9 protein-coding genes are annotated in these 15,319 nt (G+C 74.2%); 1 reads left to right on the top strand and 8 read right to left on the bottom strand.

Annotated features, from left to right (window positions below; all coding sequences use genetic code 11):
• The first annotated feature begins 17 nt into the window (after positions 1-17).
• The gene (locus B056_RS0120555) at positions 18-584 is read left to right on the top strand and encodes a nucleoside deaminase (protein WP_026239932.1); all 567 of its coding nucleotides are present in this window, start codon (positions 18-20) and stop codon (positions 582-584) included.
• A gap of 57 nt (positions 585-641) precedes the next feature.
• On the opposite strand, the gene B056_RS0120550 is transcribed toward B056_RS0120555, so the two are convergent.
• The 8 genes from B056_RS0120550 to B056_RS0120510 form a co-directional block, all read right to left on the bottom strand.
• The gene (locus B056_RS0120550) at positions 642-1,481 is read right to left on the bottom strand and encodes a sucrose-6F-phosphate phosphohydrolase (RefSeq protein ID WP_018503744.1); all 840 of its coding nucleotides are present in this window, start codon (positions 1,479-1,481) and stop codon (positions 642-644) included.
• A gap of 86 nt (positions 1,482-1,567) precedes the next feature.
• Positions 1,568-2,737, bottom strand: a complete 1,170-nt coding sequence (locus tag B056_RS0120545; protein WP_018503743.1) for a cysteine protease StiP family protein — start codon at positions 2,735-2,737, stop codon at positions 1,568-1,570.
• Positions 2,734-4,245 (bottom strand): phosphoribosyltransferase family protein, encoded by a 1,512-nt coding sequence (locus B056_RS0120540; protein ID WP_018503742.1) that lies wholly within the window; start codon positions 4,243-4,245, stop codon positions 2,734-2,736. Before B056_RS0120540 ends, B056_RS0120545 begins: the two co-directional genes overlap by 4 nt.
• Positions 4,242-5,435 carry an HpcH/HpaI aldolase/citrate lyase family protein gene (locus B056_RS0120535; RefSeq protein WP_018503741.1) on the bottom strand — a complete coding sequence of 398 codons (1,194 nt, stop codon included), beginning with the start codon at positions 5,433-5,435 and terminating at the stop codon, positions 4,242-4,244. The genes B056_RS0120540 and B056_RS0120535 overlap by 4 nt, the downstream gene beginning before the upstream one ends.
• Positions 5,436-5,787: 352 nt before the next feature.
• Entirely contained in the window at positions 5,788-7,617 is a 1,830-nt protein-coding gene (locus tag B056_RS0120530; protein ID WP_018503740.1) for a glycoside hydrolase family 26 protein, read from the bottom strand.
• A gap of 707 nt (positions 7,618-8,324) precedes the next feature.
• The gene (locus B056_RS42910; protein WP_018503739.1) at positions 8,325-8,465 is read right to left on the bottom strand and encodes a hypothetical protein; all 141 of its coding nucleotides are present in this window, start codon (positions 8,463-8,465) and stop codon (positions 8,325-8,327) included.
• Positions 8,466-8,807: 342 nt separating this feature from the next.
• Entirely contained in the window at positions 8,808-13,187 is a 4,380-nt protein-coding gene (locus B056_RS0120520; protein ID WP_018503738.1) for a zinc ribbon domain-containing protein, read from the bottom strand.
• A 156-nt stretch (positions 13,188-13,343) separates the two neighbouring features.
• Positions 13,344-15,071, bottom strand: a complete 1,728-nt coding sequence (locus B056_RS0120510) for an Hsp70 family protein (RefSeq protein WP_018503737.1) — start codon at positions 15,069-15,071, stop codon at positions 13,344-13,346.
• Between the last annotated feature and the right edge of the window lie 248 nt (positions 15,072-15,319).

Here is a 15,319-nt window from a genome sequence, read left to right as displayed (position 1 = left end):
CATCCGAAGGGGGCACGATGAATCACGCGGAGCTCATGGGCGAGGCCACCAGGCTCGCCACGCAGTCGGTCGAGAAGGGCTGGGGCGGCCCGTTCGGCGCGGTGATCGTCAAGGACGGCGAGATCGTCGCACGCGGGCAGAACCGCGTGCTGCTCACCGGTGATCCGACCGCCCACGCCGAGGTCGAATCGATCCGCAAGGCCATCCAGGTGCTCAATCCCGAGGGGCCGACGATCGCCCCGGAGGAGCAGGACCTCGCCACCCTGGAACTCGTCCCGCGGCCCGAGGGATCACCCGACCTGGTGCCGAAGCGGGCGAAAATGCTGATGGGATATTCGATCTACACGGCCGGTATCCCCTGCCCGATGTGTATGAGCGCCATCTACTGGTCCCGGATCAGCGACGTCTACTACGCCAACGACCTCGCGGCGACCCGGGGAATCGGCTTCGACGACGCCTACCAGTACGAGGATTTCAGCCGTCCCGTGGACCAGCGCGGCATCCACATCGAGCAGGTCTGCCCGGAGGTCGGCGCCACGGCGTACGCGGCCTGGAACGCCCGCCCCGACCGCCACCCCTACTGACCCGCCCGACCCACCTGGCCACCCGCGGCGGCTGCCGGCCCGCCTCCGGCCGCGTGGTCACCGGGCCGCTTCGGGCGGGGGGGGTGACCACGCGCGGAAGAGGGTCAGCAGTTCCTCGGCGGCGAGGACTCCGGCGGCGGTGGTCACCGTGAGGTTCGGGGCCTGCCAGCCCTGCTCGTGCAACTCCCCGTGTGCCGGCCGGACGGCCAGGTCGGCGGCGGCGAGCATCGGCGCGTCGAGGACGGAGTCGCCGGCGGCCAGCACCCGGGACGCGCCGGCCCGGCGGGCGACCTCCGCGACGGCGGCCTGCTTGGTGAGGGCGGCCGGGACCAGGTAGACCTTGCGGCCCTGGGTGGACAGCGACCACCCCGCCGCCGCCACCTCGGCGGCGACGTCCGACAGGTCGGGGATCGCCTCCCGGCTGTGCGCGACCAGGTAGACGAACAGGCCGTCCGCCACCCGGATGACGCGGGCCCAGCCGGCGGCGTCGAGCCGGGCGGCCAGGGCCTCCATCTCCGCCAGCGGCGCGCAGGTGCCCGCGAGGCGGGCCGCCACCTGCTCCGCCCAGGCGGGGTCGGGCTCGCCGTCGACGAGCAGGTGCCCGCCGTTGGCCGCGATGGCGAACGCGGGACGCACGCCGAGGTCGATCCGCCGGTACTGGGCGAGGGTCCGCGTGGTGACCGGGACGAAGACCGCCGTCCGGTGCAGGCGGGCGAGGAGGTCGAGCGTGCGGGTGGTGGAGTAGGCGGACGGGACGCCGTCGATCCGTTCGACCAGGGTCACCGCCGGCTCGGACGTGCCGGGGGCCAGCCGGAAGGACTTCCGGGCGAAGATCAGCGTCTGGTCGAGGTCGCAGGCCAGCAGGTCCGGGCCGGCCGGCGCGGGCCGTCCCGACACGGCCGGCGCGGCCGGCGCGGACCTGCTCGGCACGGCCGGCGCGGGCCGCGGCGGCGTTTCCGGGGGCGTGCCCGGGGGCGGGGAGGTCACGGTGTCTCCGGGCGCCAGCGCGCCGCCGGGGTGTGGAACACCGGCTTCCCGCCGTCCCCGGTGCGGACGGGCCGCACCAGACCGACGCAGGAGAAGGGCAGGCCGGCCATCTCCTCCACCGGCACCCCGCGCGCCTCGGCCAGGGCCAGCACGTGCGCGAGCTCGTCCAGCCGGTCGGGGGCGACGAGGATGCGCCACGGCACCCGGCGCAGCAGCACCCGGGTGGCCTCGCCCACCCCGGGCTTCACCATGATCACATCCGGGATGTCGAACCGCTCGGCGATGCGCTCGACGGCGGCCCAGCCCTCCCAGGTCGGCGTCCGGTCGGCCGCCCACAGCCGGGGCCAGGCCGCCTCGACCTCGTCGGCGACCTCGTCGAACCGGTCGACGATCGTGTCGATGAAGTGCTGGGAGAGGTCGTGCGGGAGGAGCTCCCGGTAGAACTTCGCGCCGTGGAAGTCGTCCGGGCCGATGTGCTCGGCGTTGAGCACCGTCCGGCTGACCAGCCCGCTGACCGTGGAGTTCAGGCAGGCGCTGGGGATGAGGAAGTCGTCGCGGGTGCCGAACAGCGGCACGCAGCGGGCCGGGTCGGCGAGCACCGCCAGGGTGTCGTCGACGCCGAGGCCGCGGACCGCCTCGGCCAGCACCCGGGTCATCACGCCCTTGCCGGTCCAGCCGTCGACGAACTGGACGGCCGCGCGGTCGTGGCGGTCGGTGATGTGGCGCAGGGCGTTCATGTCGACGCCGCGGTCCTTGATGACCGAGATCGCGTAGTGCGGGACGTCCAGGCCGTGCCGGAAGGCGTACCAGCGGCGCATCAGGATGCCGATCGGCGTGCCCGCGCGGGCGATCGAGGCGATCACCGGCGCGGGCTTGGTGTGCCGGACGAGCTCGGCGACGATCCCGGTCGCCAATGCCACCCGCCGTGCGGACCGCTCCAGCGCCTGGTGGTAGATCCGCAGGTAGGCGGCGTCGGGCTGGTACTCGATCGGCAGGTCCTCGGAGTAGTGCCGGCCGGACTGGAAGCCCTCCTCGCGGTCCTCCGTCGGCCGTTCGAGGTCCGCCGCGCTGAGGTCGGTGAGCAGGAAGGTGACGTCCTCGGGCAGGTAGGAGCCGGAGCCGATCAGCGCCCGCCCGCCGGTCTCGGCGGACCGCACCGCGCTCACCGGGCCTCCTCGGCGCCGCGCGCCGCCGGCACGTGGCAGGGGATGGTGACGACGGTGACGTCCGCGCAGCGACGCAGCTCGGTGAGCAGGCCGTCCAGGTCGGGGCCGTCGGGGACCGGCCCGCGGCCGTCCATCCCGGAGTCCACGACGAGCACGATGTCGCCGTAGCGGCCCGGTGTCACGTTGTACACGTGGCTGACCCGTTCGGGGCCGTCGGGCGCCGGGAAGGTCAGCGCCGCCCGGATGGCGTACCCGTCGACGTCGAGCGGATGGACCGGGGACCGGGTCGTCGACTGGTAGACCACCCGGCGCCCGGTCAGTTCCGCCAGGCCGTCCGCCAGCCGCATCGGCACGTACATCAACTCCTCAGTACCCAGGACCAGGATGTCCCCGTCACGCGCGGGGTCGGGCAGGCCGGCCAGGACGTCCTTCGCCACGGCGGGGACCGCGTCGGTGAGGCGTTCCCGGGCGGCCGGGGACCAGCCGTGGCGCGCCCCGTCCGGCAGGCCCGCCGGCCAGTCCACCGCCACCCGGGTGACCCGGTGCGCCGCGCCGCCGCCGGCGCCGCTGCCGCCGCTGCCGACGCTGCCGCCGGCGCCGTCGCCCGTGATTGGGGCCTCGGTGGAAGCCGGGGCACCGGCGGAGACCGGGGCATCAGCAGGGACCGGGGTACCGAAGGCGGCACGGATCCGGCTGGCCCGGGCGGTCACGTCCGCGGGCACCGTGACGGTCGCCGCGACGAGGGAGACGACGTCCAGGCGGATGCCGAGTTCGGCGGCGAGCGCGTCGAAGGCGGCCCGGGCGGCCGGTGGCCGGGCGTCGACGAGCGCCGCCACGGCATAGTCCGTTCGGGGGGCGAAGGCGTGCAGGATGCGGATGGTGCCCAGCGCCGTCCGTCCGGTCGACAGCTCGTCGTCGACGAGCAGCAGCCGGCCGGGGGTCTCCAGCACCGCGGGATCGGCGGGCATGAGCCAGTGGTGGGTGGCGTGCGAGTGCGACTCCACGAACTCCAGGACCGGGACGCTGCCCGGTACCCGGCGCCGCGTCGTGTGCAGGTAGTGGCTGTTCGGCAGGCCGTCGGCGACGGCGTGCCCGAGCGCCGTGGCGGTCTCGCAGTACCCGATGACGAGCGGGACCTCGGCCGCTCCCGGCCCGGGGCCGGTCCACCGGGCGGGGGTCGGCAGGGCCCGCACCCGTTCGGACAGGCGGGCGGCCGCGTCCAGCGCGGTCGCCGGTGGCACCGGCAGATGCTTGCCGAGGACCCGGCTGACCAGCAGGTGCGCGCGCAGCGGGTTGCGGCGCAGCGCCAGCCCGACCAGCCGACGCAGCTCGACCGCTTCCGCGGGCGCGATCACTTTCGCGGGCGCAGGCGGTTCTCCGGGCGCAGGCGCTTCCGCGGTCACGGGCGGTTCTCCGCCGTGCACCTCGATTCCCAGCCCGAGCTCCTCCCACAGCCAGTCGGGGTCCCGGAGCCGGTCCTGGTCGAGGATCCGATCCTGGTCGGTCACCGCAACGCGTCCTGCGTCGCGGCCAGCACGTCGACGAAGGTGAGGCCCTCGCGCAGCACGCCGAAGGCCCGCGCCCGCCGTCGCACGGCCTGCGCCCACGGCCGGTGCGGACGCAGCTCGTTCATCTTGTTCGCGTAGCTGCTGGGCCGGACGCCGCCCGCGTCCCCCGCGAGGACCGCCTCCGCGTCCTCGTACTCCTCCTGGGTCACGACATACAGGGCGTGGACGGCCGGCACGTGGCTCGGGTGGATCACCGTCTTGCCGATCAGCCCGTTGGCCTTGTCGAGGACGACCTCCCGGATGAGCCGGTCGAGGTCGGCCGAGACAAGCTCGGAACGGATCCGCGCGCCGCGCTCGCTGCCGTCGACGAGGTCGGCCTCCTCGAACGGCGTCACCCGCAGGGAACTCACGAACAGGCGCTCGGGCTGGGCGAAGTACTCCCACACCGGGCCGGTGACGACATGATCACCACCGCGGGCGCAGATGTTCACGATGTCGGCGATGCAGTCACGCACCACCGCGATGTCGTAGATGGTCAGGTCCCGGTCGCGACGCAGGCCGAACACGCCCGACAGGTCGGTGGCGCCCAGCCGGACGGCCAGCACATGGTCGGCGTGCTTGTCGACGAGGCGGCGCACGGCCGTCAACGCCTCGATCCTGGTCTCGCGGTAGATCACCTGCGGGCTCTCCAGGACGGGCATCGCCCACAGCAGCCGGCCGAGCGTGTCGGAACCGCGCAGGACCGCCTCGAGCGCCGCCTCGCCGCTCTCCTCGCCGAACTTCGGCAGGACGAACCCGGCGAGCAGCGAGCGCGCGGGGCCGCCCAGCCGGGCCAGCAGTGCCGGGATCTGCGCGACGGCGCGCACCCGGACGAACAGCAGGGGCAGACCCTCGCCGCAGACCGGCGGGTCCTCCCCCAGGTCGGCGAGCGCCGCGGCCACGTTCGACTCGGCCCCGAGCACCTCGTGATCGGCGATGGCGTCCTCCAGGCAGAGGACCATCGAGGTCACCCCGGCGGTCACCTGACGGCGGACGTCCGAGGCCAACCGCGGCCGGGTGCCGGGGGCGTACAGGGTGGCGCCGAGCGCGGTCGCGACGAGCCGTCGGTCACCGCCGGCCGTGATCTCTTCCGGAGCTCGGTGGAACAGGGTCCTGGCGGCCTGGCCGTCCAGGAAGCTGAAGTGACGCAAGCGGCGCGCTCCTGTCGAGACGATCCGACGATCCGGGGACGGACGATCCGGCGGGCCTGCGAGAGCCATCCCGCGAGCCCTCGAAAGCAGGGATCGCAACCGCGCAGGTCACAGGGCGGGCTTGGACATGGTGCCCGGGCTGACGCTACCCCGCCACTTCGGGAGTTCGACACGAAACGGCACACGACACCTCCGTGCACAGGTGTTGGTCGGCAGGCGAACGGGCCGCCACCCTCGCGACGCGGGGGTGACGGCCCGTTCACCGAAACGAACGATCACATGTGTGCCGGACGGCCTGCCGTTGGGGCCGCTGTCGGGACCGTCGTCAGGACCGCCGTTCGGACCGGGTCACTCAGACCGAGCCGAACAGCTTCTTGTACAGGGCGGAGGCCTTCGGGTTCTGGCCGCCGTTCATGATGGTCGAGCAGACGTTCCCGGGCGCGGCGTCGTGGAAGTACGACTCGTACGCCATCACGTCCGCGTACTGCGTGAACGTGTCGAACATCTTCTGGATGTAGAAGGGGTTGTCACCGCCGCCGTTGCGGCTGCACGAGGACACGCCCCATTCGCCCACTCCCACCTTCTTGCCGTGCTGGCGGGCGAACTCGAGCAGGTAGCACAGGCCGTTCGGGTCGTCGCACTGCTTCTTCCAGGTGGCCTCGTCCCGCGACGGCGGGTACCAGTCGTAGGAGTCGATGCCGACGTAGTCGACGTACTCGTCACCGGGGTAGGCCGCCCACGGGGTTCCCCCGTTGGGAACCGGCGAGGCGTGCGCGTTGAACGTCCAGTCGATCTTCACTTCGGGGTCCGTCGAACGGATGGCGGTCGAGATCTTGCGGAAGCAGTCACGGAACTGGGTGCCGGCCGCGTCCGCGTGCCAGTACATGAAGGTCCCGTTGAATTCCCACCCGATGCGGACGATTGAATCGGCGCGGCCGTTGTTCTTGAGGAACGTGCCGAACGTCTTCCAGTAGCTGTCATACGCGCCCTGGGCACAGGCGGCATTGTTGCCCTGGCCCTTCGGGTAGGTCGGCTGGCTGATGATCAGCTTGCCCGGGAAGGCCTTGTACAGGTCCAGCGGCCAACGCGGCTCGACCATCGCGTTCCAGCCCTGGGTCCGGATGGTGAACACGTGCGCCACGTCGTTCGGGCGCCCGCGCCACGTCCCGAAGGCCAGGACCTGCGACAGGACGTGTGACGGGTAGACGCCGGACATCCAGGGCAGGCCGGAGAGCCGGCCGTTGCCACCGGTGGTGGTGCCGGTGCCGGTCCCCGCGCCCGTCCCGCTGCCTGCCGACGGCGCGGCCGTGGGCGCGGGTACGGCGGTCGGCGCCGGCGAGGTCCGCCGGCCGGTGCCCGGGGCGGTACTCGGGGCGGTACTCGGGGTGGTGGCCGGCGCGGTGCCCGTCGGCTCCGAGCTGGTGGGCCCGGAGACCGTGGGCTCCGAAGTCGTCGGCGCTGAGGTCGTCGGCGCCGGAGTGGCCGCGGGGGCCGGGACGGGCGTCGCCGTCGGCGTGGGTGCGGGGACCTCGGCATCGCCGGCCGCCCTGCTCGCCAGGCCCGGCGTGCCCGCGTCGACGACGTCGAGCGTGCCGCTGGCCTCCACCGACTCCTGCTTCGCCGTCACGGTGACCCGGCCGGTGAAGCCGAGCGGCACCTGGAAGCCGAGGATGAACCGGCCGTCCGCGCCGGCCCGGGCGGTCGCGGAGCCACCGAGGTCGGAGGTCGCGGCGGTGACCGCCACATCCTTGCCGGCACCGAACCCGCGCCCGCCGACCAGCACGATGTCACTGTCGAACAGGACGAGAGTCAGCTTCGACTGCCCGGCGGTCGCCGGGCCGGTGGTCAGGCCGGCGACCGGAACCTGCTGGTCGGCGACATCCCCGGCCGACGAGGAAGGCGCGGGCGACGAGGTTCCGTCAGCCTCCGGGGCCGTGCCCACGGTGGGGGAGGATGTCGGCGTGGCGGCCGGTGGCGCGGCACCGGCCGGCGCCACCAGCGGCAGGGACAGCGCCAGCACGAAGCCGGCGGCCAGACCCAGCCGCGGCCCACGGCCGAAGCGGTGCCGGCGGCGCGGCCGCGGCGGCCGGGACGCCGGGGCGCCCGCGGGATTCCGGCCGAAGCCGAACCGGGAGATGCGGTCGACCTGAGGGGTCGGTCGGCCGCCGGGTGTCGAGGCCATGCTCGCGCGCCGCCTTTCGGTCGTGGCGTCGGATGGAGCATCGACGGACAAACAACTCGGCACACGCGGGAAACCGGCTGTGCGGTCTCCCTGCGGCTCGTCCCCTCCGAGCCACCACCACCGTGGTGGGGCCCAGCGTGCCGCCTCGGCGCCAGAGCCGACGGCGTCCGACGGATTCTCCGGCTTCAGTGACCGGATCCGGCAGAATCCGGCCTTACCACCCCAGGACTGATCGAAAGTGCCCCAGGGCCGATTGAAACCATCGTAAGGGACTAACCAGAACGGGGGTGGTACTACCCCGCAAACACACGGCGCTATAGGAGAAAAGTGCCGGTACCGCGAATACCACTCGTAACACGACAGCCAAAGTAACGGATGCACAACAAACCGATCACCTTTGGCGATCCTGCTCACAACGGCGAGCGAACCGCGAAATAGTTCACGGTTCGTCCGGAACGCACGAGGACGGCGGCAGCGGGGGACGGCTGCGGTGACGGGAGGACGACAGCGACAGCGACATCGGGACGGGGCGGGGGCGGGGAGCAGCGGCAGCGGTTCCGAGGCAGCGGCGGGGACGGCGAGGGGCGGGGTAGCGGCCGGGGCCCCGCCGGAGCCGGCCGGTACCGGGGCTCGGTACCGGGGCATAGCGGTGACGGAGCACGGCAGCGCCGGGGGCAGTACCGGGGCACAGCGGAGCCGGGACACGGTCAGCTCGCGGCCGTCAGCCCGAGACCGCGGGGCTCACCGTCCCCGGGCCCGACCCGGTCGAGGATCATCCCGGCAAGGCGGGTCCGCCGATCGAACTCGGCGGACCCACAGACCAGCGCGGCCACCGGCCGGCTCGCCATTTCACATCGTGCTCGCCGTTTCAGGAGCGAAGCACCCCCGTGACGGACCCCGAAAAGGCAAGCACGACACGAAACGGCGAGCCCGGGGCCGGCTACACGGGCCCGACGGGGGTTGGACACGCTCAACGTGGTCCCCGCGTCCGTCCTCCCGAGCCGCCCCGCGAGCCACATCGCACCCCGAGCCGCACCGCACCCCGAGCCGCACCGCCCCGGACCGCATCACATCCCGAGCGGCATCACGTCCGAGTCGCGTCGCGCCGGACCCATCGCGCCGGGCCATGTCCCCGAGCTTCCTGGTCGGCGGGTGGGCGCGCCGGGACCGGCCCTCGTCCGCGGGAACGCTCAGCGGACGACGAGCATCGGGTCCTCGGGATGGTCGATCCACACCGCCGGAGCGCCCGGCGTGACCATTGGCAGGAGGCGCACCCCCCACGGGAGCTGCGCCCCTTCGAGGGTGACCTCCATGGTCCACGACCCTGAGCTCGGGGCGGGCTGAAGCTCAGCGAGGACCTGCCCCTCGGCCGGCGACCCGGGTGGCTCCTCGCCGGGCCGCGCCAACAGCACCAGCCGGGGGGCGGGCCCGGTCGCCCGTACCTGGACACGCAGAGTGCGCCGACGCCAGCCCGCCTTCGACACCGAATAGGTGACGGACGTCAGTTCCGCCGGCGGTGGCACAGACACCGGTGCGGGGGGTGGCACCGGTACCGGGGACTGGAGCTCGGCAGGAGGACCGACCGGCGTGGGCGGCCCGGGCACCAGGGCGTGGCCCTGGGTCCGGGCGGGAGCGGGAGGCGGCGCAGCGAGCGGCCCTGGGCCTCCGAACGGATCCGAACCGGCAAGCGAACCCGAACCGGCAAGCGAACCCGAACCGGCAAGCGAACCCGAACCGGCGAACGGACCCGGGCCAGTGGACGAACCCGGGCCGGATGCGTCGGGAGCAGGCGGTAACGACTCCTCGTGCCCTGGGCGCCGATCCACACCGGCCTCCGGGCCCGGCGGCACGGGCAGGGGCATTCCGACCGTCGGCGGGCCAAGGGGGACCCCGCCGCCGGGAGCCGGCCCGCCGCCTCCGGCACCCGGTCCACCGGGCCCCATCAGACCACCAGGCATCACCGGGCCGCCGGGCCCCGTCAGACCACCGGCCAGCACCGGAGCCGGACCGCCGGGCCCCACCGGACCACCGGGAACCGGGAAAGCACCGGTTGCCGGTGGCGCAGCCATCACCAGCGGCGCGCCGGGAACGGCCTGCGCGGCTGAGAGCGGCTCGGCACCCGTGAATGGCTGGGCCTGGGGAAAGGGCTGGGCGTAGGGAAAAGGCTGGGCGCCGGGCACCGGCGCGCTGCCCGGAGAGAACGGGACACCCGGTACCGCCGGCGACCCGGCGGTAGGCGGGCCGCCACCCGGAGACGACAGGCCGCCTGGAGACGAAGGACCGGCCGGAGACGGCAGGCCATCCGATGACGGCGGGCCGCCCGGGGATGGCGGAGCCACCGGTACGGGAGCCACCGGCGGTGCGCTCCCGGGCGCCGGGTCGGCCGTCGGGGTCGGCATGACGTCGATCATGACCGGGCGGGCGTCCGCGGACACCGCGGGTAGCGGTGAGGCGCCAGCCGGTGTGCCGCCCGCGAGGCCGAGGGCACCACCGCCGTAGCCGGCAGCCCCACCGCCGTAGCCGGGCGCGGAGCCCTCATGACCGGACGCGGCGAACTGCGCGGGACCGGAACCGGGACCTGGACCGGCGTTGCCGTTACCAGGATCAGCGGCACCGGCACCGGCACCGGCACCGGCACCGGCACTGGCGGGGCCGTGGTTCCCGTTGCTGCGGCCGTTACCGGCGTTACCGGTGGGGAAGTCGGCAGTGCCGGTCGGTAGGCCGGTGCCACCGATCGGGAAGTCGGCGGTGCCGGTCGGGAAGTCGGCGCGGCCGGTCGGAAAATCCGCGATGCCGGTCGGAAGGTCGGTGGTGCGGGTCGGAAGGTCGGCGCGGCCGGTCGGAAGGTCGGCGATGCCGGCGGTGAACTCGGAGACGTCGTGTGTCACCACCGGGAAGCGGTGCGGCGCCGAGCGGCCGAGGACACCGAGACCACCGACGACGGTGACCGGCGTGTAGATCAACTCGCCGGTGCCGGGGGCGAGCGGGACCGCCGCGTCCCGCAGGTGGCCCTGTCGGCTCGCGCCGACCAGTCGCAGCGGTGGTGTCAGCGCGGCGAGTGGGATCTCGGTCCCCTCCCCGCCCAGCAGTGCCAGCGGGCCGGAGCTCGGCCCGGGCGGCCGCCCGGGCTCCCCCGCCCCGACCGAGACCGCGCCGGCGCCGAGCACCCCGACGCCGGAAGCCCCGCCACCGCCGGCCCCGGCCCCGGTGGCCCCGGCCCCGATGTCGGACCTACCGGGCCGCCCGCCCGGGTGGGGAGCGGTGCCGACGGTGCCCCCGGGCGGCGGGACGGCCGTCGCGTAGACCCGCACCTCCACGCCGGAGCGCGGCGTCCAACGCAGGGCGACCTGCCCGTCCTCGGCGCCGACGACCAGGTCCGTGACCGGTCGCGGCCGGGTGAGCAGGCCGAACTCGGCCCGCGACCCCGAGGTGCGGGCGGCGCTGCCGTCGACGTCGGTGTACTCGACGAACGCGCGGTAGCGGTAGCCCACCCCGGGCAGCACGTCGGAGTCGAGGAAGCTTCCGCCGGTGACCCGGGCCCGGCGGGGCGGGGCGGAGACCGCCGAGTCGGGGTCGACCGTGCGCTCGATCGTCACGGTGTCGGACGGCCCGCTCGGCCGCCATGTCAGGCGGACCCCGGTCGGGGTGGCCTCGGCCCGCAGGTCTGCGACGTCCCGCACTGCGATCATCGGCGCGGTGCTGACCGGCCGGGAGCGCCGCTCGCCGGAGAGCGCGGTCACCTCGTGCCGGACCGGTGTCCAGGGTGGGGCGCCCGCGTCGGCGAGCTCGGTGGAGCTGGTGATGCCCAGTCCACGCCGGGTGAGCTGCCCGGAGCCGGGATCGACGGCGACCCGTTCCACCCGGTAGGTGACCGGACCGGCCGAGGCGGACGGCCGCCAGCGGAGCAGGACCGCGTCGTCGGCCAGCACGGAGGTCAGGTCGGTCGGTGGCTGCAGCGGCAGCGTGGCGAGGGCACGCAGCGCGTCCGCGCTGTCGACCGCGGTGGCGAGCACGGCGACCAGCGCGGACTCCTGCTGCTCGGGCGACAGGCCGCGGGCGGCCTCGATCCGGCGCCGGATGACGGCCTGCTGCGCGGTCAGCTCGCCGAGCACCTCGGCCGGCGGGCGGCCGTCCGGGCCGGGGACGTCGGCCGCGCGGGCGACGAGCCAGCGGGCGCGTTCGACCGCGGCGTCGGAGCGCAGGGTGGAGCGTTCCTCCGCCAGTGCCCGCCAGCCCGCCTCGGCGGCGCCGAGCGCGGCCCGCACCAGCGACTCCAGCTCGTCGGCGGCCCCCGCCGTCCCGTTGCCGGCTCCGGAGCCGGCGGCCGCGACGGTCGCGCGCACCCGGGCGAGGCCGTCGCTGGCCTCGCGGGGGCGACCGGCCTCGAGTGCCTGGCGCACGGCGGCGAGCGCGTCACCGGCGGCCCGGACCTGGCGCAGGCTGTACCCGCAGCGCCGGCAGGTCACAGCGGCGGCCTCGGTGAGCGAGGTGCACCCGGGGCAGGTGGTGTAGAGCCCCGCGTCGCAGTACCGGCAGGTCCGCGAGCCGCCGACCGGCTCGGGACGTCCACAGCCGGGGCACAGCACGTAGTCGACGGCGCCGCCGGTGCTGACCGCGGCGCCCAGGTTGCGGGCGATGCCGAGGATGGCCGTCTTCGCCTGCTCGGTGCCCAGCCCGCGACCGGCGGCCAGGGCGGCCCGGACGAGTCCCTCGTAGGCGACCGCCGTGAGCTCGCCGTCGAGCACGACGTGTTCCTCGACGATGGGGCGGAGCTCGTCGGCGACGTCGGCGAGCAGACCCGCGGTGTAGGCGGCCGGGTCGCCCTCGATCAGCCGGGAGCGCACCATGGCCAGCAGGTCGGCCGTCAGCGTCTTCTCGCGGTCGTGCGGGCGGCGGGCGTTGCCGGCGGCGACCGCCTCCCAGGCGGAGCGGATGCGGTCCGGCCCGGCGTCGGGCTGCAGGCCGAGGAAGTCCCACAGCGAGGCGGTGCCGGCCCGGTCGCCGCCGCGCAGGACGCGCAGGTCCTCCAGCCGCTGCCGGATCTGGCTGCGCACCTCGGGGGCGAGCGCCTCGACGTCGGCGCCGCCGCCGTCCGCGATGATGACCTCGCGGCCCAGCCGGGCGTCGAACTCGGCCCCGGTCACCCCGGCCGCGGCCGCGAGACGGCGCAGGCCGGCGACCCGGGAGGCCGGGATGCCCCCGAAACGATCACGCAGTGTGACGAGGTAGCCGTCGACCTTGGCGAGCCGCTCGGCGTCGCCGTTGCGCCGGGCGTCCAGGACGGCGTGCCGCAGCCGGGCCCGGGCGTCACCGTCGAGCAGCGGCGTCTCCCACTCGCCGCGGCGGCGCACCAGTTCGGTGGCCAGCGCGGCGTACTTCGCCGAGTTGCGCTCGCGCTGCAGGAACGCCATCACCCGGGCGAGCTGCGCGGCGACCTCGGAGTCGGTGTGCTCCACCAGCGGATCGAGGTCCGCGACCAGGTAGGGGTCGGTCGTGTCCACCGGGGTCCGGGCCCGCAGCGGCGCCAGGACCCGTCGCCGGTAGCCGCTGCCGTCGAACGCCGCGCTCACCGTTTCACCCTCGTTCCGCCACCGCCCGCACGCCCGGGTACACCCGCTCCAGGTCGAGGGTACGGATCCCGGCCCGGGCCGGGGTCACGGTGGTGCCCCTCCCCGTGGGCACCACCGCCGCCCCGACCGACGTCCTGACCGATGTCCTGACGGAGATCAGTTCCGCTGCTTGAGGAGATTGACCTTGGCCGACTCCTCGGTCCTCATGCTCTCGCTGCCCACCCCGGCCTTGACCCGCAGGACGAGCGGCTCGGAGGCGCCCACGTGCGTCGCGGTGACCTGGATGGTCTGGTCCCGGCCCATCTCGAAGGTGACCTCGACCGGCGTACCGCGGGGATGGCCGGCCGGGATGCCGCTGATCGCACCGGCGACGATCACCTTGTTGTCCTCGATGCGCGTCGACTCGACGCCGGTGCCCTGCTCGAAGACCCGGATGTCGACCTCGGACTGGTCGTCGGAGATCGTGTAGAAGGTGCGCTTCACCTGGATCGGCAGGGCGTCGTTCTGGTGGGCGAGGAACGCGGCCACGGCGCTGCCGCGGTCCTCGGCGAAGATCCCGAAACCACGGGAGGTGACATCCGTCACCCTGGTGCGGACGAGGTCGACCACCGACGAGGTCGTCAGCCCGGCGGCGGACGCGCTCGCCGCGGCGGCGAGTTCGAGGTCCCCGGTCGCGGCCGCGTCGAGCTGCTGGTCCGGGCGCAGCCGGCCGCTGGCCACCAGCTCCGCGCGGACCTCCCGCTCCAGGGCCTTCTTCTGCCCGTAGACCGCCGCGCCCTTTGCGACGGCGAGATCCGGGTCGACCAGGCGGCAGGTGAGCCCGAAGGTCTCCCCCAGCCGGCGGGCGACCGCGGGCAGCTTGCTCATCCCGCCGACGAGAAGGCAGAGGTCGATCTTGTCGACGCCCTTCTCCTTCGCCCGCTGCAGGACCGAGCCGGTCAGGTCGATCGTGCGCTGCAACAGCGGCCCGGTGATCTCCTCCAGCGTCGCGCGGGTCACCGGCACGCTGGACCGCCGACCGCCGTGCATCACCAGGACGTCGACGCTCTCCCGCCCGGACAGCGCCAGCTTGGCGTCCTCGGCCGCGGTGAGCAGCTCCTGCTCGTCGTGGACGTCGTCGAGCGGGTCACCGGCGTCCGGCTGCTCCTGGACGAACTTCTGCGCCAGGTAGCGGACGATCTCGTTGTCCCAGTCGGCACCGCCGAGCTCGTGGTCGCCGTCGGTGGCCACCACGGTGATGTCGTTCTCGCTGAGCTGGATCACCGTCGTGTCGAAGGTGCCGCCGCCGAGGTCGTACACGAGCACCGTCGAGGTGGACTTGCCGTCCTGGGCGAACCCGTAGGCGAACGCGGCGGCGGTCGGCTCGTTGATGATGTCCACGACGTTGAGGCCGGCGAGCTCACCGGCGAGCTTGGTCGCCTTGCGCTCCTCGTCGCCGAAGTAGGCCGGGACGGTGATGACCACGTCGGTCACCGGTGTCCCGGTCGCCCGCTGCGCGTCCGCGGCCAGCGCCTTGAGCACCAGGCTGGACACCGACGCGGCGCTGTACTCGACGTCGTACGCCACGAACCGCCAGTCCGAGGCGCCCATGTGCCGCTTGACGAGCCGCGCGACGTCGTCCGGGCGGATGCGCGCCTGGCGCTTGGCCTGGGTGCCGACCACGAACGACGTCGATCCACCACCGGCCGCGCCGGCCGGCCCCGCCGCGCCGGTTTCCGCGCCGCCCGGGCCACCGGCGGCCGCGCCGTCGAAGAGGACCACCGAGGGGGTCGTCGGCTGTGACTCGATGTTGCGGATCACGTCCGGGCGGCCGTACTCGTCGACCTGGGCGATACACGAGTAGGTGGTGCCCAGGTCGATTCCGAACACCTTGGTGCCTGCCACCGTCTGATCTTCCCTTCACCTGACGACTGCTGCGGCCGGCGGATCACAGCCGGCGACGCCCCCACCCGGCCGGCGCACGTGCCACCGGCTCCGCCGCCGGCGGCGTGCGCGCCGGCATCTGCCTCATGATGATGACGCGCGCGTGCCGGGCCGTCGGAGCCGGCCGTCCTCCAGGCCGCCCGACGCCGCCGGGACGGCCGACCGGAACATCGGGTCAAACCGGTCAGAACGCCCGGTCGGGCTGGCCC

This window comes from Parafrankia discariae, assembly GCF_000373365.1.
Lineage (GTDB): Bacteria > Actinomycetota > Actinomycetes > Frankiales > Frankiaceae > Parafrankia > Parafrankia discariae.
Note: the sequence above shows the minus strand (reverse complement) of the source record. Positions and strands in the feature narration are given on the sequence as shown.